A 23,818-nucleotide genomic window follows, 5' to 3' on the forward strand; every position below is an offset into this window, starting at 1 on the left:
CATCCGGACGCGGGATGGAGCAGTTTGGTAGCTCGTCGGGCTCATAACCCGAAGGTCGTCGGTTCAAATCCGGCTCCCGCAACCACATTACAGTTAAGCGCTATCTGTTGCCCAAGGCGGTAAGAGCTGCCCAAGGCAGTAAGAGCAGCGATTAACTAATGCGATACTAGCTCAGTTGGTAGAGCGCAACCTTGCCAAGGTTGAGGTCATCGGTTCGAACCCGATGTATCGCTCCAGCTTTCTTCTAAAAAGCTATTAAGACTCTTTAAACCACCGTGTTTTTCTTTAGATCACAGAGTTTAAAGGCGACCTTAAAGGTCACGCTCTTTCTTTAATGCTGCGAAGCATAATCTCCCCAAAAAGCAAATAATCCTCCATCATGGTGGATATTTTTTTGTCTTAAATTTTTCTTAGCAACTGGAATGCTAGTAAACATCAGGTCTCTGAAGCAGATACTTGAGGTTTTTCACATCTATAAACAGACTTATCCACAAAATGTTAGGTGTGGATAACTTGGTTGATAAAGTTATTTCAGGCTTAATTCTTTACCTATCCCTAAAAGATCTTTCTTGTTTTCAATATATTAGATGAATTGTGGCGATCGTAACTTATTGTTTTTTATCAAGTTGGATGCTTATCTTGGATTTGATAAAAGATCGTTAACTTGTTGTTTTTTGATCTTAATCATTTATCGGTACTGTGTTTAACTTTGTGCGGGTGTCGGAAGTTTACGAGAGTTCTGAATTTTTTCCACATTGCTAGAATTGAGAACAAGGTCAAACATTGTTCTAAAATTATGTGCAACGAGTTGTCTTAAATGTTGGACTGTTAGTGGGGGCTCGCCTGCCATACATTGGTATATAAAGCGTTAAGCGTCTCTTGGTAGTCCTTTCTCAACAATACGTATCAGTCTGTGCTTTTTGGTGGAGATTTTGCTGTTACTTTTTTGCACACAGTTATCTTGTTGCACGCCGCTAGCGTTAGGTAACTGTTGTAGTTGTTTATTCAAAGCCCACTCAATATGGACATCTAGCATTTCGTTTTTGCCTTGATGGGACTCCAGGGTTTCAACAATGCGTTGTTGAAATGGCGCATTGCCCATCGCAACAAAGATATTGCGCAACCACTGGGTGTGGCCGATACGTCTTATTGCGGAGCCTTCCATTTTCTTTAGGAAGGTCGCTTCGTCCCAACTTGAAAGTGCAACCAGGTCAGCCTCTTGGAAGTCTTCTCTGCGGTGAAAGTCGGTTTGTTCTGTGAGTTCGGCATGACGGTTCCATGGGCAAACTAACTGACAATCATCACAACCGTAGATACGGTTACCAATGGCGTCTCTAAACTCTTCCGGGATCACACCATCATATTCAATGGTTAAGTACGATATACATTTGCGCGCATCCACCACGCCATCATCAATAATGGCACCCGTTGGGCAAGAAGTGATACATGCGGTGCATTTGCCGCACTCATCGACACTGGGTTCATCCGTTGGAAGAGGGATGTTAACTAACAGCTCCCCGAGAAAGAACCAAGAGCCAGCGTCTTTATCAAGAATTAATGAGTGTTTACCTGTCCAACCCAACCCTGCTTTTTGAGCGAGCGGTCTTTCCAAAATAGGCGCTGAATCAACGAAAGGTCGTGAGTCTAAACCTTCGACCTCTTTTTCAATTCTTTGTCCCAGCTTTTTCAACTGGTTACGGAACAATTTGTGATAGTCGCGGCCTAAAGAATAGCGGCTGATGTAGCCTTGAGTAGTATCGCTTAGGTTAGAGGCAAACTGAGCTTCCGGTGGTAGGTAGTTCATTCGAGCGCTGATCACTCGAATTGTACCAGGGTGAAGTTCATCAGGGCGTGCACGCATCATCCCATGCCGAGCCATCCAATCCATTTCGCCGTGGTGACCCGCATCTAGCCATGCTTGAAGGGAGGCTTCGTGTTCACTTAAATCAATATCGCAGATGCCAACTTTTTGAAAGCCTAGCTCTTTTCCCCAGATTTTAATTTTTTCAGCAAGATGGTCTAGATTCATGGCTTAATTCTTATTTTCTCTGTTTTACAATTAGAGATAAGGCTAATTAAAATTAGGTTCGGCAAAAATGGGGGCGGATCTTAACGGATCTTAGTGGTGTTGACCAGAACAGACGCGTTTTGAGCAGTATTTTTCATAGAACTTACACTTGAGTGCTTGTCTCCCAAAAGCATCACGGTTTACTATTCTTGTTCTTTTGATTTTTATATAGTCAACGATCGATTTTTAGAGAACGTATTCATGAGCACGAAACAATTTACTTTGAAAGATGAACAAGCAACGATTCAATTAGGAACGGAGCTTTCTAATCTTTGCTCACAGCAGACGACGATTTATCTGCATGGTGATCTTGGCGCAGGTAAAACGACCTTCAGTCGTGGCTTTGTAAAAGCACTTGGCCATCAAGGAAATGTAAAGAGCCCAACGTATACTCTAGTCGAACCTTATCAACTTGCCGATTGGCAGGTGTACCACTTTGACCTTTATCGCCTAGCCGATCCTGAAGAGTTAGAGTTCATGGGAATTCGTGACTACTTTACTCCGGATGCTATCTGTTTGGTTGAATGGCCTGAGAAAGGTTATGGGATGCTACCAGAAGCCGATTTGGATATTGATATTCGTTACCAAGACGATCACCGTATTGTTTCTTTAACCGCTAATAGTGAATACGGACAGCGCTTACTTAGTCAGTTGGAGTTATGTTGATTTCTAAACGCCTTATTTCAGCAGTGGCCATAATGGCTGCTGTTTTTTCTATACTGTTTTCTTCACTTGTTTCTGCAAACTCACTGAAAAGTTTAAGGGTTTGGCCTTCTCCAGAAGAAACTCGTGTGGTGATCGACTTAAAATCAGAAGCGGACTTTAGCTATTTCACCCTGAGTAGCCCGAGTCGTTTAGTGGTCGATTTAAAGAACACTAATCTTGCGACTAAGTTACCGGTCGTGGTGAAAGATAGCCCTGTTCTATCTAAGATTCGTAAGAGTTCACCGCCAGACAAAAACACCTATCGCTTGGTTTTTGAATTAAAGAAGTCGTCTAAAGCAGAGTTGTTCAAACTGAGCCCGACTCCGGGTGGTCAGTATGGGCACCGTTTGGTGATCGACTTACCTCATGGTGCGGCAAGTAAAGCGACATCGAAGCCAAGTAAGCCAACGGTAAGTAAGAACATTAATCAGGTTAAACGTCAGAAAGACATTTTGATCGTGATTGACCCTGGCCACGGTGGTGAAGATCCTGGCTCAATCGGCCCATCTCGTAAATATGAGAAGAATGCGACTCTGAGTATTTCTAAGAAGTTAGCAGCTCAATTGAATGCGATTCCGGGGATCAAAACCCGTATGACTCGTAATGCTGACTATTTTGTAAACCTGAATCGACGTGTCGCGATTGCTCGTGAAAACGAAGCTCATCTGTTTATCTCTATTCACGCGGATGCCTTTACTACCCCTCAACCAAGAGGTGGTTCGGTGTTTGTGTTGAATACTCGACGCGCAAATACCGAGATCTCTCGATGGATCGAGAACAAAGAGAAGCAGTCTGAATTACTCGGTGGTAGCGGTGCGGCTTTCACTGGCAATATTGATGATAAGAACGTAAATCAAACTCTGCTTGATCTGCAGTTTAGTCACTCTCAAAAAGAGGGTTATAAACTGGCAACGGCGATTCTGTCTGAAATGGGTAAAGTCGCGAAGCTGCATAACAGTAAGCCGATTAACACCAGCTTAGCGGTATTACGCTCACCACAGATTCCATCGGTATTGGTTGAGACAGGCTTTATTTCGAATCCGACGGAAGAGAAGCTGCTCTTCCAACGTTCGCACCAAGACAAGCTGGCCCGTTCTGTGACTAAAGCCGTTGTTAAGTATTTGAAAGCTAACCCGCCAGAAGGGATTATCTTATCGAATGCGACATCATCAACGGGCAGCGTGAGCCAACATAAAGTCTCTCGTGGTGAGTCTTTGTCTGTGATTGCGAGCAAATATGGTACGTCGACACAGACGTTGATGAAGTTCAACAATCTGAAATCGAGTAGCCTAGCTATCGGCCAAATACTTAAGATTCCAGGCAGCGCTTCAAGTTCATCATCAAGCAGTGCTGTTAAAACGAAAACTATCACTCACACGGTTAAGTCTGGAGAGTACCTAGGTAAGATCGCCAGCCGCTATAAAGTGTCGGTGGCTGATATTAAACGTGAGAACCGTTTGAAATCAGAGACGGTGAGAGTGGGCCAAAAGTTACGTATTACGGTTGAAGTAAAAGATGTTCCTCTGCGCAAACACAAAGTTGCAAGGGGCGATTATCTTGGCAAGATTGCGTCGAAATATGGCGTGAGCGTTAACAGCATTCGCCAAGCAAATAAGCTACGATCTGACAGCCTCGCGGTGGGGCAGGTGTTGATTATTCCGCACAAATAAGTTTTTTAACACAGACATGTTTCCATCAATGGCAGTAAGGTAGCTATAAATATGACGATCAAAATACTGCCAGCTCGGCTAGCTAACCAAATCGCAGCGGGTGAGGTGGTAGAAAGACCCGCTTCTGTTGTGAAAGAGTTGGTTGAGAACAGTTTGGATTCCGGCGCGACACGTATCGATATCGATATCGAGAAAGGTGGCGCTAAGATGATCCGCGTTCGTGACAACGGCAAGGGCATCGTTAAAGATGAGCTCGCCTTGGCGCTGAGCCGTCATGCTACCTCTAAGATCCATACCCTTGATGACCTTGAGGCGATCGTCAGCCTCGGTTTCCGTGGTGAAGCGCTCGCGAGTATTAGTTCAGTTGCGCGCTTAACCATGACTTCACGCCCTGCTACTCAAGATCAAGCTTGGGCGGCACACAGTGAAGGCCGTGATATGCAGGTGAAACTGCAGCCTGCAGCGCATCCCATTGGTACTTCGGTTGAGGTGTTGGACCTGTTCTTTAATACGCCAGCACGTCGCAAATTCTTACGCACCGAGAAAACCGAATTCACGCATATTGATGAGTTGCTTAAACGCATCGCATTGAGTCGCTTTGATGTGACGATCAACCTTCGTCATAACGGCAAAATGATTCGTCAGTACCGCGCTGCTAAAACACAAGTTCAAGCAGAAAAGCGCATCGCTGCAGTATGTGGTAATCCTTTTGTTCGCCATATGCTTAAGATCGAACTTGAGCACCAAGGTCTAAAACTTCATGGCTGGATCACCACGCCAGAAGGAGCAAGACAACAAAGCGATCTGCAATACTGCTATGTAAATGGTCGTATGATGCGTGACAAGCTGATCAACCATGCGATTCGTCAAAGCTACGAAACCAGCCTACGCCCAGACCAATTTGCAACTTATGTGTTGTTCATTGAGCTAGACCCGCATCAAGTCGACGTGAATGTTCACCCTGCCAAACATGAAGTACGTTTCCATCAAGCTCGCCTTGTGCATGACTTTATTTACCAAGCATTGAGTGACGGTTTAGCACAGAGCAAGCAGATTGATGCGGCGCCTATTAATCAATCCGCTTTCCACCAATCAGAAGCCCCTAATTATCAACAGGATAGTTCGGTGCCTGAAGTGGAAGAGACGACGAGTTTTAGCGCTCCAGAAAGCGATGCCCCAGCTCATTCGGAACAATCGCAGGTTTCTGAAAGAGTGCGACATGCGATTGAACAGACTCCAGCCTATCCGAGAAAAGCAGAATCTGAACAAGCCTATAACCAGCCTCAACACAGCGTTAATGATGGCGGGCAGCGCTACAGCTCACCAGCCAACCGAAGTTCATCGCCGAGCGGAGGCTCGTCGGCTCGCGAAACCAGTTTTACCGGTTCTCCTCGCCAAGAATGGATAGAGTCTCGACCTGAACCTAAAAAAGAGAAAGAGTCACATCAACATCATGCTGAGCCAGCACCCTCAAAGCGCGAAGTTAAGGCCTATAAAGAGCTTTTAAAAACGCCAGACTTTGATGAGCACACCGTGGATCTCACCCCTCCTCAAGAACAGGTGGCACAAACAGCGCCAACAGAAGCTAAGCCTGCCCAACAGAATCCCGTTAACTCGAAGCTAAGAGCACCTGTAACGGACTTGGGCAAAGCCGTCTCGATTGTGGAACGTCAGTATCTGGTGATGGGTAATAAGAACGGCAGTGTGTTGGTTTCTTTGGCTAAGGCTGAATTGTTGCGTGTTGTTGGTCAGCTTGATACTCGAGGGGGGGCGTTAAAAAGCCAACCACTATTGGTACCCTTATCGATTAAGCTTGGCAGTGAGCTTGTCGAAGTTGCAAAGGCGTTGAACCAAACACTGGCATTATTGGGGATTGAGCTTAAGGCGCGAAACAGCGAGGCGGTAATGGTGATGGGCGTACCTTCTCCTTTAAGGCAGCAAAACTTACAAATTTTGATCCCAGATCTGTTATCTTACACGGCTTCATTAAATGCTCAGATTGTCGATAATCACTCGGCTAATGTTTCCAGTGACCTGTTGCTATCATTGGTTAACTGGATCGGGATTCAAACCGCACAAGTAAAAAGCGACTACACTTTATCTGAAGCGGTTCAACTAGTTGGGGAACTTGAACAACTTTGGCATGGTCTACTTCCATTAGATGATCCTGAGTTTGTTAATCCTATCGACTTTTCAGCGACTATAGCCGCGTTTACGGTTTAATTTTTTCGCGACGACATTTGTCTTTTTAGCTGAATACGTCGCGACACAAAGCCCTTTGCTAAAAAGCGCTAAAACAGAGAAGCAAATACAAAATATCATGACTGAAAAATTACCTTTAGCGTTGTTTTTAATGGGCCCAACGGCGTCAGGAAAAACAGATTTAGCTATCCGCTTACGTCAGAAATACCCAGTAGAGATCATCAGCGTCGATTCGGCACTTATCTACAAAGACATGGATATCGGCACCGCTAAACCGGATGCGCAAGAGCTTGCACTTGCACCTCATCGCTTGATTGATATTTTGGATCCAAGCGAAGCATATTCTGCGGCAGATTTTCGTCGTGATGCGATCAATGAAATGAATAAGATTGTAGCGGAAGGCAAAATTCCGCTACTTGTTGGTGGCACAATGCTTTACTACAAAGCATTGTTGGAAGGTTTATCGCCATTACCCGCAGCGGATCAAGAGATTCGTAAGCAGATTGAAGCTGAATCTATCGAACAAGGTTGGCAGGCATTGCACGATCAATTAAGAGAGATAGATCCCGTATCCGCTGAAAGAATACACCCAAATGATCCACAAAGGCTTTCAAGGGCATTGGAAGTTTACCGAATTTCGGGTAAAACATTAACAGAGCTAACTCAAACGAAAGGCGATAGCCTGCCATTTCGTGTAAAACAATTTGCAATAGCTCCCAAGGAAAGGAAAGAACTCCATCGCCGCATTGAGCTGCGTTTCGAGAAGATGATAGAAGCAGGATTTGAAGAGGAAATGAAGGCGTTGCACGCCAGAGAAGATCTTCATCCTGAACTGCCATCGATCCGATGCGTTGGTTATAGGCAGATGTGGGATTATTTAGACGGTAATTGTGATTTAGACGAAGCGGTTTTCCGTGGTGTTTGTGCAACCCGTCAGTTGGCCAAGCGACAAATCACCTGGTTGCGCAGTTGGGATGATTTAACTTGGTTAGATAGCGAAAACATTGATCAAGCGTTAGAAACTCTTTCAGATGCAATAGCATCTGATTAGTATTGCTGTGTATAATGTGATCGCTTTTGCGTGAATATACTCTGGAAAGGATCCGTTATTGAGGCTTTTAAAAAATCACAGCCTTTCAATAACAACGGAGTTTTTTTATTCATTTAGCTCAGATGCAAAGGCCGCACCTTTTTGTGCACCACTAGCTAAATAATTACAACAAAATACAAATAAGGAAAATAAAATGGCTAAGGGGCAATCGCTACAAGACCCATTCCTAAATGCACTCCGTCGTGAGCGCATTCCAGTCTCTATCTATCTTGTCAACGGCATTAAGCTGCAAGGTCAGATCGAGTCTTTCGATCAATTCGTGATCTTATTGAAGAACACAGTAAACCAAATGGTTTACAAGCATGCGATTTCTACTGTGGTACCTGCACGTGCAGTTAGTCACCACAGCGGCGAGCAACGCACGCCATCTGATCGTCCAGAGAAGACTGAAGATTAATCGTTCAATTGATACAGCTTACGCTGTAATAAGGAGTTGGTTGCTTGTTTGACCGTTATGAATCCGGCGAGCGAGCCGTACTTGTTCATATCAACTTCACGCAAGAGGGAGAGTGGGAAGACCTAAGTGAATGTGAAATGCTGGTCTCCTCAGCGGGGGTAGAAACGCTACAAGTGATTACTGGTAGCCGACAATCCCCACTCCCTAAATACTACGTTGGAGAAGGTAAAGCCCTAGAAATCGCACAAGCTGTTCAGCTAACCGGTGCTGAAATTGTGATTTTTAACCACTCCCTATCTCCTGCCCAAGAGCGAAACCTCGAGCAATTGTGTAAATGTCGTGTGATTGATCGCACGGGTTTGATCTTAGATATCTTTGCACAACGTGCGCGAACTCATGAAGGTAAGCTACAAGTTGAGCTCGCTCAACTTCGTCATATCTCTACCCGATTGATTCGTGGTTGGACTCACCTTGAAAGGCAGAAAGGTGGTATTGGTCTTCGTGGTCCAGGTGAAACTCAACTGGAAACCGATCGACGTTTGTTGCGTGACCGTATAAAGGCAATACTGCGTCGTTTAGCGAAAGTCGCTAAGCAGCGTGAACAAGGACGACGTGCTCGTAATCGAGCTGAAATCCCAACAATTTCTTTGGTTGGTTATACCAACGCAGGGAAATCAACACTTTTCAATCGCATCACAAGTGCGGGTGTTTATGCGGCAGACCAACTGTTTGCAACCTTAGACCCAACACTACGTAAGATTGATTTGGCAGATGTCGGTCCTGCAATTCTCGCAGATACCGTAGGTTTTATCCGTCATCTACCACACGACTTGGTCGCTGCGTTCAAGGCAACATTACAAGAGACGCAGGAAGCTGACATTTTGTTACATGTTGTTGATGCCAGTGATGACCGTTTTCGTGAGAACATTCAGGCTGTTCATGAAGTATTAGAAGAAATCGATGCTCATGAAGTGCCAACCCTTGTAGTCATGAACAAAATTGACTGCATGGAAGACCAAAAACCTCGAATTGAAAGAGACGAAGAGGGCGCACCTCGCGCTGTTTGGGTTTCTGCAATGGAAGGAGAAGGTATTGAACTGCTGTTTGAAGCTTTAACTGAGCGTTTAGCTAGCCAGATGGTTCAATTCCGGTTGTGTATTCCACATCAACATCAGGGCCGTATTCGCAGCTTATTCTTTGAGATGAAATGTATTCAACAAGAAGAGTATGATGAAAATGGTAACTTGTTGATAGATATCCGAATGCAACAAATAGATTGGTCTAAACTTGAAAAAAGAGAAGGGGCGCTCTTAGGTGACTTTATCGTTACCAAAGAGACTGCTACAGTATAACGTCATATCAAATGATGGAGCTTTCTAATGGCGTGGAATGAGCCTGGAAATAATAACAACGGCGATAATAACGGCCGCGATAATGACCCTTGGGGTAATAAAAATAATCGCGGCGGCCGAGATCAAGGACCGCCAGATCTAGACGAAGTGTTTAGTAAACTAAGTCAAAAGTTAGGTGGCAAGTTTGGTAAAAAGGGTGGCAACGGTAACGGGCCATCTATCGGTGGTGGCGGTGCAATTGGCTTTGGTGTCATTGCCGTTATCGCGATTGCTATCTGGTTCTTCGCTGGTTTCTACACCGTTGGCGAAGCAGAAAGAGCAGTAGTACTTCGACTGGGTCAATTCGACCGTATCGAAGAACCTGGTCTTAACTGGCACCCACGCTTCATCGATGAAATCAAAGATGAGCAGCTAGTAAACGTTCAAGCGATTCGTTCTCTACGCGCGTCAGGCACCATGCTGACTAAAGACGAAAACGTTGTGACCGTTGAAATGGGTGTTCAATACCGTGTTTCTGACCCATACAAGTACTTGTATCGTGTAACGAATGCGGATGACAGTTTACGCCAAGCAACCGATTCTGCGCTTCGTGCGGTAATTGGTGACTCACTAATGGATAGTATCCTAACAAGTGGTCGTCAGCAGATTCGTCAAAGCACTCAAGAAACGTTGAACCGTATTATTGATAGCTACGACATGGGTATTCTGATTGTTGACGTGAACTTCCAGTCAGCACGTCCACCTGAGCAAGTGAAAGATGCATTTGATGATGCTATCGCGGCTCGTGAGGATGAAGAGCGTTTTGAACGTGAAGCTGAAGCTTACCGAAATGATATTCTTCCAAAAGCAACAGGTCGTGCTGAGCGTTTGAAGAAAGAAGCGGTGGGTTACTCAGAGCGCACAGTTAATGGTGCTCTAGGTCAAGTAGCTCAGTTCGAGAAACTGCTACCTGAATACCAAGCAGCTCCTGAAGTAACACGTAACCGTATGTATCTAGATACAATGGAAAAAGTGTACTCAAGCACATCGAAAGTCCTGATTGATTCTGAATCAAGCGGTAACTTGCTATACCTACCAATTGATAAGCTAGGCGCACAAGGTGGTTCTCAGTCAGGCACTCGCCCTGCAAAAGCATCATCAACTTACGATCAAATTGAATTAGAAAAACAAGCGGATCCAAAGTCTAGCACTCAAACTCGTTCAGACAGTTCACGTCAAGGGAGATACTAATAATGCGTAAATTAATGATCCCTGTATTAGTTGTGACGATTGCCCTTCTATTGATGTCACTGTTTGTGATTCAAGAAGGCGAGCGTGGCATGGTAATTCGTTTTGGTCGAGTTCTCGATGACAACGGCGTATCACGAATCTATGAACCAGGCCTGCACTTTAAGCTGCCACTGTTTGATCGCGTAAAAGTACTTGATGCTCGTATTCAAACGATGGATGGTCGTTCTGACCGTTTCGTAACGTCAGAGAAAAAAGACGTTCTAATTGATACCTACGCAAAATGGCGTATTGCTGATTTTGGACGTTTTTATCTGAGTACTGGCGGCGGCAATATCATGACGGCAGAAGCACTTCTTGAGCGTAAAGTGACAGATGTTCTTCGTTCTGAAATTGGTTCTCGTGAAATTAAGCAGATCGTGTCAGGTCCTCGTAATAAGGACATCCTGCCAGACTCTGCTGATAGCGAAGTCGTCACAACGGTAGCGGCTGCAGAAGCTCTAGAAGTTGATGGCGAACGCGATAAGATCATGGAAAACGTTTTGTCTGGAACGTCAGAAAGTGCTATGGCTGATTTAGGTGTTGAAGTTGTTGATTTCCGAATGAAGAAGATTAACCTTCCTGACGAAATCAGTGAATCTATCTACCGCCGTATGCGTGCAGAACGTGAATCGGTTGCTCGTAGACACCGTTCTCAAGGTCGTGAGCGTGCTGAAGTTATCCGTGCTCAAGCTGAACTAGAAGTGGCAACAGTTCTTGCTGAAGCTGACCGTACAGCTCGAATCACTCGTGGTGGCGCGGATGCAGAAGCAGCGAAGATTTACTCTGATGCTTTCAGCAAGGATCCTGAGTTCTATGGCTTCATGCGCTCATTGCAAGCTTATGAGACATCATTTAGCGATAAGAGCGACATTCTAGTACTGGATCCGAAGACTGACTTCTTCCAATACATGAATCAAGCAAGCGGCGCTCCAGCAAAGTAAGCTGATGCGTTAGTAAATGCTTAGCTCAATAAGCAAAATACGTTAAAACTTAAAAGGCTCCCATAACGGGAGCCTTTTTGTTTTCTATTGTTTTCAGATCTACGATTGGGGGCGCGAGGGAAGGCGCTCAATAGCGTTCTACTTATAGAAACCTAAACCTAACGGTAGGTCATGAAAGCGATAACCGCTCCTGCCACCACAAGACAACCGCCAATGCGACGCAGTTGTGTGTCCGGTTGTTCGCTCAGTTGCGCGACCATGTTTCTCCAGCCATTGGGTGCAATTAAGGGGCCGAGCCCTTCAACAATAAGTACGAGCCCAATAGCGAGCCAAATTGATTGAGACATGGTTCTGCCTTTTGTCTGTAAAAAAGCAATGATATCAGTATCTTCATACATTCGCCCTCAGTTATCGCTGGTTTATTTTTGTACAGCGTTAACGTTTATGGACAAAAAGTGACTGCAAGAAGTGTGATTCAGTGCTAGAATCCATTTTTAATTAGCAACAGAAATTGGAAAGATGGGAAATAACGTAGTCGTTCTAGGCACCCAATGGGGTGATGAAGGTAAAGGTAAAATCGTTGACCTTTTAACTGAAGATGCAAAATACGTGGTTCGCTACCAAGGCGGTCACAATGCAGGTCACACACTTGTAATTGACGGTGAAAAAACCGTTCTTCACTTAATTCCATCAGGTATCCTACGCAATAACGTTAAATGTGTTATTGGTAACGGTGTAGTATTATCGCCTGACGCACTTCTAAAAGAAATGAAGCCTCTTGAAGATCGCGGTATCCCAGTACGTGAGCGTCTTTTCATCTCTGAAGCTTGTCCTCTAATTCTTCCGTACCACATTGCAATCGACAACGCGCGTGAAATCGCTCGTGGCGCTAAAGCTATCGGTACAACGGGTCGTGGTATCGGTCCAGCTTACGAAGATAAAGTTGCTCGTCGCGGTCTACGCGTTGGCGACCTTTTCGATAAAGAAGCATTTGCTGAGAAGCTAAAAGAAGTTATGGAATTCCACAACTTCCAACTAGAGCACTTCTACAAAGCTGAAACAGTAAGCTACGAAGAAGTTCTTGAGCAAGCGATGAGCTACGCAGACATGTTAACTGCGATGGTTATCGACGTAACTGACGAACTAGACGCAGCACGTAAGCGCGGCGACAAGATCATGTTCGAAGGTGCTCAAGGTACGCTACTAGATATCGACCACGGTACTTACCCATACGTAACTTCTTCTAACACGACTGCTGGTGGTGTTGCTGCAGGTTCTGGTTTCGGTCCTCGTCACATCGGTTACATCCTTGGTATTACTAAGGCTTACTGTACTCGTGTTGGTTCAGGTCCATTCCCAACTGAGCTATACGATGGCCTTGAGAAGCAAGACCCAGTTGGTAAGCACCTAGGCGATGTTGGTCACGAGTTTGGCGCAACAACTGGTCGTCTACGTCGTACTGGTTGGTTCGATGCTGTTGCTATGCGTCGTGCAATCCAAATCAACTCTCTATCTGGTATGTGTCTAACTAAACTAGACGTTCTAGATGGCCTAGAAGAACTAAAAATCTGTACTGGTTACAAGATGAAAGATGGTTCTATCCTAGAAGTTTCTCCAATGGCTGCTGAGTCATTTGAAGAAGCGACGCCAATCTACGAAACAATGCCTGGTTGGTCTGAAAACACATTTGGTGCTAAATCTATCGACGCGCTTCCACAAGCTGCTCTAGATTACATCAAGCGTATCGAAGACCTAACTGGCGTTCCAATTGATATTGTATCAACTGGCCCAGATCGTAACGAAACTATCATCAAGGTTCACCCATACGGCGCGTAATGCCCGCTGAGTGATTATTACCAGGCACTAACCGTGCTCTGATAATGAAATAGTTTTCTAAAAGCCGACTTTATTAAGTCGGCTTTTTTGTACCTGTAATTTGAAAACGAAGCCGTCTTTGGTGATCTTTTGAACGCCATCTGGCAAAATATTGCCCATTAGCGGCAAGTTTTGTCTAAAGCCATCAGGGTTATTGCCGATACAGATATCATGGAAAGTGAAGTTCACCCTATTTTGTGCGTGTAGAAATCCTCTGCACCCCTCAATAGATAACTTTAGCGACAGACAATAGAGTGCAGGTATGAAGCTACGAATTGTAGCAGCTTCATTGATAATGGCGCTGAGCTCATCCTTGAGTCATGCTAATTTGGCTGATGTGGGAGAGCCCGTTCCAATATATACAGAAGCTGAACTGATTAATTTAATCGAAAATAATCAACATCTAGAGCGAGTGAAAGCTGATAAGTGCCAGTTAGTTGAAGATATCGTAGCTCGTGCAACGCGTATTAGCTTGCCTTCTTATGAGTTTTTATACGGCGATATGTTGGCTTGGGGTGTGTGTGTTCCACAAGATGTAGAGCTTGGCCTTTACTATATGGAAAACGCGGCACATCAAGGTTTACCCGCTGCATTAGAGCAGTTAGGTCGTTATTACTCTCGTGGTACTTTGGTACAACAAGACAAAGAGCGGGCGATTCCGTATCTACGTGAAGCGGCTTCGATGGGGAATCTAAGTGCGAGTATTCACTTAGCTGAACTCTTGTTACGTGACTACGGTAGTCCATTGGATTATGAAGATGCTTACCGTTGGTTGTATAACTCGGTAACGGCAGACCAAAGACAACACAGACGTATCACTGTGCTTCGTAGTGGTCTGGAACAGAGAATGCCAGACAATATTATTGCTCGAGCAAAACGTCGAGACGTGTTCTGGTAATACCGAGCAAAAAAACTGTAATGATCTCTGCACTCATTGTTACAGGAAATAAGATTTAAAAAGCCCCGCCTAATTGAATTAGTGCGGGGCTTTTTACGTTTAGATGGTCATGCTATTCGATAGCGAGCTTATTGAACAACCTCACCAGACTCAATGACCGTTTCACGAACAACCTTGGTGAAATCGAGTGCTTCTTGACGAATCTTGTCTTCGTCTACCGTTAGCATGTCGCGGTCTTGCATGATGATCTTGCCATCAACGATGGTGTGGCGAACGTTACCCGAGTTTGCTGAGTACACTAATGCTGAGTATGGGTTGTATACCGGAACCATGTTTGGCGCTTTGGTGTCGATCACTATGATGTCGGCTAGCTTGCCAGCTTCAAGAGAACCAATCTTATCTTCCATATGCAGTGCTTTAGCAGCGCCCATTGTTGCCATGTCGATCACTTTGATCGGAGGCATCGCGGCACGATCTTTATTCACTAGCTTGTGAACTTTAGCGACTTGGTTGAACTCATCAATGGTGCTCAGTGTGTTACCAGACATTGGGCCATCAGTACCTAAACCGATACGTACATTCTCGTCATACATCTTAAGCGCAGGTGATACGCCTTTTGCTGACTTGATGTTAGCACTCATGTTGTGAGCTACGCCCATATCCGATTTCTTCACCAGTTCGATATCATGATCGTCTACTAGGATCATGTGTGCACCCACCAAGTTTTTGTTGAGTGCGCCAATGCTGTCCATGTATTGAACTGGAGATAACCCATCAGAACGCTCTGCGATTTTGTCTTCTTCACGATGTGATTCTGCAAGGTGAATCATTACTGGTACATCTAACTCTAGAGAGAGCTTAGATATTTTCTGCAGGATCTCTGTGGTGTTGGTGTAAGGCGCATGCGGGGCAAACGCTGGTGTGATGCGTGGGTGATCTTTGTATTCTTCAATGAAGTTCAACGCGTACTTAATACCTTCTTCGGCGTTAGCTGCATCGGCTACAGGGAATTTAATCACCGTTTCACCTAGGATGGCACGCATACCAATCTTATCGACGGTTTTTGCGACTTCATCTTCGAAGTAGTACATGTCGGCGTAAGTCGTCACACCGCCTTTGACCATTTCAACGTTACCTAGGTTCGCACCAATGCGTACCATGTCTCGCGATACTAGCTTCTTCTCTAGTGGGAAGATGTAGCGGTGCAGGCGATCTGGCACATCATCGGCCAGTGAACGGAAAACCGTCATTGATACGTGAGTATGAGTATTGATGAGACCTGGCATCACGATATCGCCATCAACGTCTAACACTTGTTTCGCTTGGTACTGCTTCTCTAGCGAAGTATCACCCACCGCAATGATTTTGTTGTCTTTGACGACAACAGTACCGCTTTCATAAACCGTTTTGTCTTGGTTCATGGTTAGAACCATGGCATCGGTAATCATCAGGTCAGCTTTTTCCATTGCCGAACTCGCAAATGGAAATAGAGCTAGGCTTGCCATTGCTGAAGCCAATAAAGTGCGTTTTAGTTTCATATCATACTCAGAACAGGAGTTGGTAAAGTGCGTGGATAATAGTGTATTTCATTCATGGCGCAAACGTTTGTTTTATCGTTTGCTTGAAATTTTGATGATAGTCCACGTCTATGAAGCGATGTTTCACAAAGCGAAGATATGTATCAATCTGAGGTTATTTGAGTGTTTTCTAAAGCATATCTGTAGCTTACCCCTAGCATCAGATATACTAGGGGTATATACCTTCCTTGCTTAAGCAGGCCCGCCTATGTCAAAAAACACACCAACGTCAGAAAACACGACAGCGACAACCACTGTTGATCCTTTTGCCGACCGAGAGTCGAAAAATTACGATAACCCAGTACCAAGCCGAGAGTTCATTATTTCGTTTCTAACAGACGCGAATATTCCGATGAACCGCAACGATCTATTCGAAGCTTTGGGTCTGGCTGGAGAGGAACAATATGAAGGGCTGCGTCGTCGTTTACGTGCAATGGAGCGTGATGGACAGCTTATCTTTACTCGTCGTCAGTGCTACGCATTGCCTGAGAAGATGGAACTGATCAAAGGCTATGTGATTGGTCATAAAGACGGTCATGGTTGGGTTCGCCCAGACGGCAGTGTGGGTAAGGACAATGATATCGTGCTGCCGCATCACCAGATGAAAACCATCATGCACGGTGATTACGTATTGGTTCAGCCGACTGATAACAGTAAGCGCGGTCGTCGTGAAGGTCGCTTGGTTCGTGTGCTTGAAGAGCGTAAAACGCCACTTGTTGGTCGCTTCTTCCTAGAGTACGGCCATTCTTACGTTGTTGCTGATGATTCGCGTATTAGTCACGACATCCAGATCCCTACTGAGCATAAAGGCGGTGCTCGAATGGGTAATGTGGTTGTGATTGAAATTACGGATCGCGGCGGTCGTTCTCGTAACATGATGGGTAAAGTAACCGAAGTTCTTGGTGAAAACATGGCACCGGGTATGGAAACGCAGATCGCGATTCGTACTCACCAGATCCCACAAGAGTGGCCTGAAGCGGTAGATAAGCAAATCGAAAACCTAGGTGAGCATGTTCCTGAAGAAGCAAAAGAAGGACGTGTAGACCTGCGTAAGCTGCCATTGGTTACCATTGATGGTGAAGATGCGCGTGACTTCGATGATGCGGTTTATTGTGAAGCGAAGAAAGGCGGCGGCTGGCGTCTATGGGTAGCGATTGCGGACGTAAGTTACTACGTTCGCCCAGATACGGCGCTAGACAAAGAAGCGATTAACCGTGGTAACTCGGTATACTTCCCGTCACAAGTGGTGCCAATGCTGCCAGAAGTACTTTCTAACGGCTTATGTTCATTGAACCCTCAAGTAGACCGCTTATGTATGGTGTGTGAGATGACTATCTCAGACAAAGGTAAGCTGTCGGGTTACAAGCACTATGAAGCAGTCATGAACTCTCATGCTCGTCTTACTTACAATAAAGTAGGCGCGATCTTAGATGGCAATGAAGAACTTCGTGAGCGTTACGAGCCAGAAGTACCGCATCTAGAAGAACTGCACAAGATGTACAAAGTTCTGAAGAAAACGCGTGATGAGCGTGGTGCGATTGAGTTTGAAACGGTAGAAACCAAATTTATCTTCAATGCGGATCGTAAGATCGACCGTATTGAGCCAGTAATTCGTAACGACGCACACAAGATCATCGAAGAGTGTATGATTCTTGCGAATATCGCATCGGCATCTTACGTAGAAAAAGCGAAAGAGCCTGCTCTGTACCGTGTTCACGAAACTCCGGGCGAAGAGCGCCTAATGGGCTTCAAGAGCTTCTTAAGTGAATTAGGTTTAACACTGGAAGGTGGTCTGTCGCCATCACCAGTAGACTACGCGCAACTGATGCAACAGATTAACGAACGTGAAGACCGTGAATTAATCCAAACCATGCTACTTCGTTCAATGAAGCAAGCGGTCTACAACGCGGATAACGCGGGTCACTTTGGCTTAGCCCTTAAACGCTATGCTCACTTTACCTCGCCGATTCGTCGTTACCCTGACTTGCTATTGCACCGTGCGATTAAGTACCTTATTGCGAAAGAAGGCGGTCGTAACAGCGAACGTTGGACGCCAACCGGTGGTTACCACTACACTTTCGATGATATGGACTTCTACGGCGAGCAGTGTTCAATGACTGAGCGTCGTGCTGATGACGCAACACGTGAAGTGAACGACTGGTTGAAGTGTGAATACATGCAAGACCATGTCGGTGAAGTGATGGATGGTGTAATTGCCAACGTGACTGGCTTCGGCTTCTTTGTTCGTCTAACTGAACTGCACATCGATGGCTTGGTACATATCTCAGCGCTAGCGAATGATTACTACCAATTTGATGCTGTTGGTCAGCGTCTCGTGGGTGAAAGCTCTGGTAATATCTATCGCTTGGGTGATTCGGTTAAAGTGAAGGTTTCTGCGGTTAACTTAGAAACTCGCCAAATCGACTTTGACTTAGAAGACACCGATCGTCAGCCGCGTGGTAAAGGCAAAACAGCCAAGAAGCGTGCTGCTGAAGCGATGAAAAAGGCGAAAAGCAAGAAGCGTTCAGCAGTGAAGAGCAATAAGCCGGGTGTATCAGCGAAGCCTATGGTTGAGCCAACTAAGCGACCTGACGGAAGCAGCGAAGGCCCTGCTAAGAAGAAAAAGCCAGCGAATAAAACCGGTGCTGCTAAAGCTCGTGCTAAGAAAAAGCGCGCAGCAAGCCGTAAGCCAAAGGCTGATAAATCTTAAGGTCAATAAGGCACTAGGCTAATCAGGTTTAGCGCCTAACTGATTTAATACGAAATGACTTTAATGCGAGAGTATCAGGCGCAAGACGCATACTCTCGAAATAAACAATACAGAGATGAATGCGTCGGGTTTGATGTCATTCTTCTCTGAGCAATAAGAGTAAGTTGAGACAATGAGTAACGAATTTATTTACGGTATTCACGCGGTGAAAGCCGTACTAGAAAAAGATCCTGCACGTTTTATCGAAGCGTATGTACTGAAAGGTCGCCAAGACGAGCGTCTTCTTCCATTACTGAACCAACTGCAACAGTTTGGTGTGTCGATTCAACAGATGGGTCGTAAGCCGCTGGATGAAAAAGCACAAGGTGCGAATCACCAAGGCCTTATTGCTAAGGTGAAGCCTGCTAAGCAGCTTAATGAAACTCACCTAGACGATATTCTAGCGCAGCATGAACAGCCTTTGCTGTTGGTTCTAGACGGCGTAACCGACCCTCACAACCTAGGCGCTTGTCTACGTAACGCGGATGCCGCAGGTGTCGCTGCGGTTATCGTACCGAAAGATCGCTCTTCACCGTTAACAGCAACGGTAAGCAAGGTAGCGTGTGGTGCGGCTGAAACAGTTCCTCTCGTGCGTGTAACCAACCTAGCTCGCACAATGCGTGCACTGCAAGAGCAGGGCGTATGGTTTGTGGGTACGGCAGGTGAAGCAACGCATGATATCTACCAAGCGAAACTAACAGGCCCTCTTGCGGTAGTTATGGGTGCAGAAGGTGACGGTATGCGTCGTCTAACGCGTGAAACCTGTGATGATCTGATTAAGATCCCAATGGCAGGTAGCGTGTCGAGCTTAAACGTTTCTGTAGCATCCGGTATCTGTTTATTTGAAGCTGTACGCCAGCGTTTAGCTCAGTAATAGATTGAAAATATTTAAATATTAAACGCTCATTACTTAGGTGGTGGGCGTTTGTTTTATCTGCTCAAATAGGGTGGAAATTGCGATTACTGGATGGCTAGATGGCGAAAGAAAAACTGTTTCATTATTCGCCAAATATCACTTGCCAATACAGGGTTCTTTCTATAATATTTGCCGTCCTTAAAACTCGGTCATTTATCTTTAGTTCCTTGCTTCCTCTGGACGACCGGGCCACTCGTGGAAGCTAATAATCCGTAAGGAGCAACCAAATGCGTCATTACGAAATCGTATTCATGGTTCACCCTGATCAAAGCGAGCAAGTTGCTGGCATGATCGAGCGTTACACTGGTTCTATCACTGAAGCTGGCGGTACTATCCACCGTCTAGAAGACTGGGGTCGTCGTCAAATGGCTTACCCAATCAACAAGCTTCACAAAGCTCACTACGTTCTTATGAACGTTGAAGCTGGTCAAGAAGTGATTGACGAGCTAGAAACTGCTTTCCGTTTCAACGATGCAGTTCTACGTAACATGATCATGCGCACTAAAGGCGCTGTGACTGAGCAATCTATTATGCTTAAGCAAAAAGAAGAGCGTGCAGAGCGTGCTCCTCGTCGCGAAGAGCGTACAGAAGCTAAACCAGAAGCAGCTGCTGAGTAATTCTTTTTTGGCTTAACGCCTTAAAAAATTCTCAACTTGTTTTAGGTCGTTGATAGTTATTTCGATAATTGTGAAAGACCGCTTTACTAAATTTAAGATCAGGAGATAGCCCATGGCTCGTTTCTTCCGTCGTCGTAAATTCTGCCGTTTCACTGCAGAAGGCGTACAAGAGATTGACTACAAAGACGTAGCAACTCTTAAAAACTACATCACTGAAGCTGGTAAAATCGTACCTAGCCGTATCACTGGTACAAGCGCTAAGTACCAGCGTCAACTAGCTCGCGCTATCAAGCGTTCTCGTTACCTAGCTCTACTACCGTACACTGACAAGCATCAGTAATCGGTAATAGTTAATAATAGTTTAAGAGGACTAAGATAATGCAAGTTATTCTACTTGATAAGATCGGTAACCTAGGTGGCCTTGGCGACCAAGTAAACGTTAAATCTGGTTACGCTCGTAACTTCCTTATCCCACAGGGTAAAGCAGTTATGGCAACTAAAGACAACGTTGCTATGTTCGAAACTCGTCGTGCTGAACTAGAAGCTAAAGTTGCTGAGCAACTAGCTGCTGCTGAAGCTCGTGCAGAGAGCGTTAACACTCTAGAAGGCGTTACAATCGCTTCTAAAGCTGGTGACGAAGGTAAACTATTCGGTTCTATCGGTACTCGTGACATCGCTGACGCTATTACAGCGGCAGGTGTTGCAGTAGCTAAGAGCGAAGTACGCCTACCTGAAGGCGCTCTACGTAACATCGGCGAATTCGAAGTAAGCATCCAACTTCACTCTGAAGTTTTTGCTACTGCGAAAATCGCTATCGTTGCAGCTGAGTAATTTCAGTACCAAGACGAATTCTTTCTTTTGAAAGTTTTAAACACCAGCTTCGGCTGGTGTTTTTTTATGTCTGGAATATAGGAAAGTACAAGGAAGGGTTGTGGTAAGTAAAAAGCTTACAGTGGTCCATAAGCTGTTATTGCTGAACTGGTCGTTCTCAAGGTTAGAAGTGATCTTAAGATTAGAATTGGAATAGCAGGTTTATAGATAGAACAGAGTCTTCTTTGCTTAACCCTTCAGGCACTTTATCGTGGTACTGGCGAGAGTGAGCGATCTTCAGCGCGATATTGTCAGTAATATCGTTGATAGCTTCTAACTCAGTATCAAATTTTAGGTTACTGTGACCAGAGACAAGCGTCACGTCGGCCTTGAGCTGTAAATTCTTCAATACCTGCCAAGACGTATTCACGTTGCCACGAAAAATCGCTTCTTCAACAATCTCTGGGAAGATGATGTCATCATCGTCTAGCTCATCGAGATTCGGCTCTTGGTAACGAAAACCCGGACCGACTTCGACTTCCAATACAAACTCTTCTGTATTTGAAAACTGGTAACCCAGACCGCTCGAAACAGTGTAGTCCTTAAAGTAGGCGCTGTATCGTGAATCGACACCTTTGAAACTGCCGTAAAGGTAGGTTTTAGGGCTTAACTTGTAGTCACTTTGAGCCGAGTAAGTCGATTGCCTTTTATCTTCTTCGCCATCTTTGTAGAGGTTGTAGTATTTCCATTCACCACTGGTTCTATGACGGCCAGCCGTGTACTCACCGTTAAGGCGTGCGTTAAGCGATCGTGAATCAGAATTACCAGTATGCGACTGATATCCAAATTCGACTTCCGTTTTTAGCGGGCTCGGCAGCTCTGTATCACTTGTATCACTCGGTGCGATATCCATATCTTTTTCTTCAGGTGCTGGTGCAACGACGATCGGCTCAGCAGTAGGTTCTGGAACTACTATAGAGTCGAGAATTGCATCAACAGAGGCTTTAGCATCATCAGCTAAGGCCAACGGAGCGCTCAGGAGACCAGTGCTTAGAAGACCAGTGCTCAGAGCCAATAATTTGGACACGCATACCTCTAGTTATACAGTGAGTGAATGGCAGGATCGTAATGCTACCCTTGGTTAATTCCGTCAGCAATAGGTAAATTCTTCCTGAAGAATAAAACAAACTCATAGGATCGGATTACAAACGGATGTTCTTGGGTATAATGAACGATCATTATTAGTTATTGAGTGTAGTCATAGTGGATACCAAAAGTCAGAAATCAGCCAACGATCAGGTGGACGCCATCAAGGTCCCGCCACATTCATTAGAAGCTGAGCAATCTGTTATTGGCGGTTTGTTATTGGATAACGAACGCTGGGATACGGTTGCCGAAAAGGTTGTGGCCAAAGACTTTTATAGCCGTCCTCACCGTCTGATCTTTGAAGCGGTAAAGGATATCCTTGAAGAGAGCTCTCCTCTGGATCTTATTACACTCTCTGAACATTTAGAGCTGCGTGAGCAACTTGAAGAAGTGGGTGGCTTTGCTTACCTAGCTGACTTAGCGAAAAACACCCCAAGTGCGGCAAACATCAATGCGTATGCGGATATCGTGGCGCAACGTGCACTCGTTCGTAGCCTGATCGGGGTGGCGAATGAGATTGCGGATTCTGGTTATGACCCACAAGGTCGTACATCGGAAGAGCTGGTTGATCTTGCTGAAAGTAAAGTCTTCGCGATAGCCGAAGGCCGTGCAAGTGAAAACGAAGGTCCGCAAAACGTTGATAGTATTCTAGAAAAGACGCTAGAGCGTATCGAGATCCTATACAAAACGCCACAAGATGGTGTGACAGGTGTCGATACCGGTTTCAACGACCTCAATAAAAAGACTGCTGGCCTACAAGGTTCTGACTTAATTATTGTTGCTGCTCGTCCATCGATGGGTAAAACCACGTTTGCGATGAACTTGTGTGAAAACGCAGCGATGAAGCAAGACAAACCTGTTTTAATCTTCTCGCTAGAGATGCCAGCCGAACAGCTGATGATGCGTATGCTTGCGTCACTTTCTCGCGTAGACCAAACCAAGATTCGTACTGGTCAGTTAGACGATGAAGATTGGGCTCGTATCTCGTCGAGCATGGGTATTCTTATGGATAAGAAGAATATGTATATCGATGACAGCTCGGGTCTAACGCCAACAGAAGTACGTTCTCGTGCTCGACGTATTGCTCGTGAACACGATGGTATCTCTATGATCATGATAGATTACCTTCAATTAATGCGTGTACCTTCGTTATCTGATAACCGTACTCTTGAAATCGCCGAGATTTCTCGCTCATTGAAAGCGCTGGCAAAAGAGCTCAACGTTCCGGTTGTAGCACTTTCTCAGCTTAACCGTTCCCTAGAGCAACGTGCTGATAAGCGCCCAGTAAACTCGGACTTGCGTGAATCAGGTTCGATTGAGCAAGATGCCGATTTGATCATGTTCATCTATCGTGATGAGGTTTATAACCCAGACAGCTCACTGAAAGGTATTGCTGAGATCATCCTTGGTAAGCAGCGTAACGGTCCTATCGGTTCGGTTCGTTTGACATTCCAAGGTCAACACTCCCGATTTGATAACTATGCAGGTCCTGCATTTGATGATGAGTAATCGCTA

General features: G+C 45.3%; 21 protein-coding genes and 2 tRNA genes. 18 read left to right on the top strand and 5 right to left on the bottom strand.

All coding sequences use genetic code 11. The features are described 5' to 3' along the window. Nucleotides 1-8 precede the first annotated feature (8 nt). Nucleotides 9-85: transfer RNA gene (locus BCV39_RS04740), tRNA-Met, on the top strand. A 75-nt stretch (nucleotides 86-160) separates the two neighbouring features. Continuing rightward, nucleotides 161-236: transfer RNA gene (locus BCV39_RS04745), tRNA-Gly, on the top strand. A gap of 632 nt (nucleotides 237-868) precedes the next feature. Here BCV39_RS04745 and queG read toward each other — a convergent pair. Beyond that, on the bottom strand, nucleotides 869-2,029 hold the full coding sequence (gene queG / locus BCV39_RS04750; RefSeq protein ID WP_102433509.1) for a tRNA epoxyqueuosine(34) reductase QueG: 1,161 nt from the start codon (nucleotides 2,027-2,029) through the stop codon (nucleotides 869-871). A gap of 240 nt (nucleotides 2,030-2,269) precedes the next feature. Here queG and tsaE point away from each other — a divergent pair, with 240 nt between their 5' ends. The 8 genes from tsaE (at nucleotide 2,270) to hflC (ending at nucleotide 11,715) form a co-directional block, all read left to right on the top strand. Next, nucleotides 2,270-2,734, top strand: coding sequence for a tRNA (adenosine(37)-N6)-threonylcarbamoyltransferase complex ATPase subunit type 1 TsaE (gene tsaE, locus BCV39_RS04755; protein ID WP_004735870.1), 465 nt, complete (start codon nucleotides 2,270-2,272; stop codon nucleotides 2,732-2,734). Further along, a complete protein-coding gene (locus BCV39_RS04760) occupies nucleotides 2,728-4,443 on the top strand; it encodes an N-acetylmuramoyl-L-alanine amidase (protein ID WP_102433510.1) in 1,716 nt (571 codons plus the stop codon). Before tsaE ends, BCV39_RS04760 begins: the two co-directional genes overlap by 7 nt. Before the next feature lie 51 nt (nucleotides 4,444-4,494). Next, the gene (gene mutL / locus BCV39_RS04765; RefSeq protein WP_102433511.1) at nucleotides 4,495-6,666 is read left to right on the top strand and encodes a DNA mismatch repair endonuclease MutL; all 2,172 of its coding nucleotides are present in this window, start codon (nucleotides 4,495-4,497) and stop codon (nucleotides 6,664-6,666) included. Nucleotides 6,667-6,763: 97 nt separating this feature from the next. Then, nucleotides 6,764-7,696 carry a tRNA (adenosine(37)-N6)-dimethylallyltransferase MiaA gene (gene miaA / locus BCV39_RS04770; protein ID WP_048661597.1) on the top strand — a complete coding sequence of 311 codons (933 nt, stop codon included), beginning with the start codon at nucleotides 6,764-6,766 and terminating at the stop codon, nucleotides 7,694-7,696. Between the two features lie 193 nt (nucleotides 7,697-7,889). Continuing rightward, nucleotides 7,890-8,153 (top strand): RNA chaperone Hfq, encoded by a 264-nt coding sequence (gene hfq / locus BCV39_RS04775; RefSeq protein WP_017059927.1) that lies wholly within the window; start codon nucleotides 7,890-7,892, stop codon nucleotides 8,151-8,153. Between the two features lie 44 nt (nucleotides 8,154-8,197). Then, nucleotides 8,198-9,505 carry a ribosome rescue GTPase HflX gene (hflX, locus tag BCV39_RS04780; RefSeq protein ID WP_017059928.1) on the top strand — a complete coding sequence of 436 codons (1,308 nt, stop codon included), beginning with the start codon at nucleotides 8,198-8,200 and terminating at the stop codon, nucleotides 9,503-9,505. A 27-nt stretch (nucleotides 9,506-9,532) separates the two neighbouring features. Beyond that, nucleotides 9,533-10,735 (top strand): FtsH protease activity modulator HflK, encoded by a 1,203-nt coding sequence (gene hflK, locus BCV39_RS04785; protein WP_102433512.1) that lies wholly within the window; start codon nucleotides 9,533-9,535, stop codon nucleotides 10,733-10,735. Nucleotides 10,736-10,737: 2 nt separating this feature from the next. Continuing rightward, on the top strand, nucleotides 10,738-11,715 hold the full coding sequence (gene hflC / locus BCV39_RS04790) for a protease modulator HflC (RefSeq protein ID WP_055320231.1): 978 nt from the start codon (nucleotides 10,738-10,740) through the stop codon (nucleotides 11,713-11,715). Between the two features lie 158 nt (nucleotides 11,716-11,873). Here hflC and BCV39_RS04795 read toward each other — a convergent pair whose 3' ends face one another. After that, nucleotides 11,874-12,062: a DUF2065 domain-containing protein gene (locus tag BCV39_RS04795; protein WP_010434105.1), complete on the bottom strand. Its 189-nt coding sequence runs from the start codon at nucleotides 12,060-12,062 to the stop codon at nucleotides 11,874-11,876. A 172-nt stretch (nucleotides 12,063-12,234) separates the two neighbouring features. On the opposite strand from BCV39_RS04795, the gene BCV39_RS04800 reads away from it, so the two are divergent. Beyond that, nucleotides 12,235-13,551, top strand: a complete 1,317-nt coding sequence (locus BCV39_RS04800; RefSeq protein ID WP_010434108.1) for an adenylosuccinate synthase — start codon at nucleotides 12,235-12,237, stop codon at nucleotides 13,549-13,551. 57 nt (nucleotides 13,552-13,608) lie between these two features. Here BCV39_RS04800 and BCV39_RS23260 read toward each other — a convergent pair whose 3' ends face one another. Further along, nucleotides 13,609-13,779, bottom strand: coding sequence for a hypothetical protein (locus tag BCV39_RS23260; protein WP_155410753.1), 171 nt, complete (start codon nucleotides 13,777-13,779; stop codon nucleotides 13,609-13,611). Between the two features lie 73 nt (nucleotides 13,780-13,852). On the opposite strand from BCV39_RS23260, the gene BCV39_RS04805 reads away from it, so the two are divergent. Beyond that, nucleotides 13,853-14,488: a tetratricopeptide repeat protein gene (locus BCV39_RS04805; RefSeq protein ID WP_048661600.1), complete on the top strand. Its 636-nt coding sequence runs from the start codon at nucleotides 13,853-13,855 to the stop codon at nucleotides 14,486-14,488. A 128-nt stretch (nucleotides 14,489-14,616) separates the two neighbouring features. On the opposite strand, the gene BCV39_RS04810 is transcribed toward BCV39_RS04805, so the two are convergent. Continuing rightward, nucleotides 14,617-16,026 (bottom strand): amidohydrolase, encoded by a 1,410-nt coding sequence (locus BCV39_RS04810; RefSeq protein WP_102433513.1) that lies wholly within the window; start codon nucleotides 16,024-16,026, stop codon nucleotides 14,617-14,619. 247 nt (nucleotides 16,027-16,273) lie between these two features. Here BCV39_RS04810 and rnr point away from each other — a divergent pair, with 247 nt between their 5' ends. From rnr to rplI, 5 genes are all read left to right on the top strand, one after another. Further along, the gene (rnr, locus tag BCV39_RS04815; RefSeq protein ID WP_050647227.1) at nucleotides 16,274-18,775 is read left to right on the top strand and encodes a ribonuclease R; all 2,502 of its coding nucleotides are present in this window, start codon (nucleotides 16,274-16,276) and stop codon (nucleotides 18,773-18,775) included. Nucleotides 18,776-18,947: 172 nt separating this feature from the next. After that, nucleotides 18,948-19,688 (top strand): 23S rRNA (guanosine(2251)-2'-O)-methyltransferase RlmB, encoded by a 741-nt coding sequence (gene rlmB, locus BCV39_RS04820; RefSeq protein ID WP_017063180.1) that lies wholly within the window; start codon nucleotides 18,948-18,950, stop codon nucleotides 19,686-19,688. A gap of 269 nt (nucleotides 19,689-19,957) precedes the next feature. Then, nucleotides 19,958-20,347 (top strand): 30S ribosomal protein S6, encoded by a 390-nt coding sequence (gene rpsF / locus BCV39_RS04825; RefSeq protein WP_004741278.1) that lies wholly within the window; start codon nucleotides 19,958-19,960, stop codon nucleotides 20,345-20,347. Between the two features lie 112 nt (nucleotides 20,348-20,459). Next, on the top strand, nucleotides 20,460-20,687 hold the full coding sequence (gene rpsR / locus BCV39_RS04830; protein WP_000090472.1) for a 30S ribosomal protein S18: 228 nt from the start codon (nucleotides 20,460-20,462) through the stop codon (nucleotides 20,685-20,687). 38 nt (nucleotides 20,688-20,725) lie between these two features. Then, the gene (rplI, locus tag BCV39_RS04835; protein ID WP_010434182.1) at nucleotides 20,726-21,178 is read left to right on the top strand and encodes a 50S ribosomal protein L9; all 453 of its coding nucleotides are present in this window, start codon (nucleotides 20,726-20,728) and stop codon (nucleotides 21,176-21,178) included. 181 nt (nucleotides 21,179-21,359) lie between these two features. On the opposite strand, the gene BCV39_RS04840 is transcribed toward rplI, so the two are convergent. Continuing rightward, a complete protein-coding gene (locus tag BCV39_RS04840) occupies nucleotides 21,360-22,244 on the bottom strand; it encodes a DUF481 domain-containing protein (RefSeq protein ID WP_102433514.1) in 885 nt (294 codons plus the stop codon). A gap of 176 nt (nucleotides 22,245-22,420) precedes the next feature. Between BCV39_RS04840 and BCV39_RS04845 the strand changes: the two genes are divergently transcribed. Further along, nucleotides 22,421-23,812, top strand: a complete 1,392-nt coding sequence (locus tag BCV39_RS04845; protein ID WP_016767560.1) for a replicative DNA helicase — start codon at nucleotides 22,421-22,423, stop codon at nucleotides 23,810-23,812. Nucleotides 23,813-23,818 lie beyond the last annotated feature (6 nt).

It is taken from the genome of Vibrio sp. 10N.286.55.E10 (genome assembly GCF_002872555.1).
GTDB classification, from domain to species: Bacteria; Pseudomonadota; Gammaproteobacteria; order Enterobacterales; family Vibrionaceae; genus Vibrio; species Vibrio crassostreae.

Bases quoted from the DNA above. Each gene is read 5' to 3' on its own strand.
- queG (WP_102433509.1), bottom strand. From the start codon at position 2,029: ATGAATCTAGACCATCTTGCTGAAAAAATTAAAATCTGGGGAAAAGAG.
- tsaE (WP_004735870.1), top strand. From the start codon at position 2,270: ATGAGCACGAAACAATTTACTTTGAAAGATGAACAAGCAACGATTCAA.
- BCV39_RS04760 (WP_102433510.1), top strand. From the start codon at position 2,728: ATGTTGATTTCTAAACGCCTTATTTCAGCAGTGGCCATAATGGCTGCT.
- mutL (WP_102433511.1), top strand. From the start codon at position 4,495: ATGACGATCAAAATACTGCCAGCTCGGCTAGCTAACCAAATCGCAGCG.
- miaA (WP_048661597.1), top strand. From the start codon at position 6,764: ATGACTGAAAAATTACCTTTAGCGTTGTTTTTAATGGGCCCAACGGCG.
- hfq (WP_017059927.1), top strand. From the start codon at position 7,890: ATGGCTAAGGGGCAATCGCTACAAGACCCATTCCTAAATGCACTCCGT.
- hflK (WP_102433512.1), top strand. From the start codon at position 9,533: ATGGCGTGGAATGAGCCTGGAAATAATAACAACGGCGATAATAACGGC.
- hflC (WP_055320231.1), top strand. From the start codon at position 10,738: ATGCGTAAATTAATGATCCCTGTATTAGTTGTGACGATTGCCCTTCTA.
- BCV39_RS04795 (WP_010434105.1), bottom strand. From the start codon at position 12,062: ATGTCTCAATCAATTTGGCTCGCTATTGGGCTCGTACTTATTGTTGAA.
- BCV39_RS04800 (WP_010434108.1), top strand. From the start codon at position 12,235: ATGGGAAATAACGTAGTCGTTCTAGGCACCCAATGGGGTGATGAAGGT.
- BCV39_RS04805 (WP_048661600.1), top strand. From the start codon at position 13,853: ATGAAGCTACGAATTGTAGCAGCTTCATTGATAATGGCGCTGAGCTCA.
- BCV39_RS04810 (WP_102433513.1), bottom strand. From the start codon at position 16,026: ATGAAACTAAAACGCACTTTATTGGCTTCAGCAATGGCAAGCCTAGCT.
- rnr (WP_050647227.1), top strand. From the start codon at position 16,274: ATGTCAAAAAACACACCAACGTCAGAAAACACGACAGCGACAACCACT.
- rlmB (WP_017063180.1), top strand. From the start codon at position 18,948: ATGAGTAACGAATTTATTTACGGTATTCACGCGGTGAAAGCCGTACTA.
- rpsF (WP_004741278.1), top strand. From the start codon at position 19,958: ATGCGTCATTACGAAATCGTATTCATGGTTCACCCTGATCAAAGCGAG.
- rpsR (WP_000090472.1), top strand. From the start codon at position 20,460: ATGGCTCGTTTCTTCCGTCGTCGTAAATTCTGCCGTTTCACTGCAGAA.
- rplI (WP_010434182.1), top strand. From the start codon at position 20,726: ATGCAAGTTATTCTACTTGATAAGATCGGTAACCTAGGTGGCCTTGGC.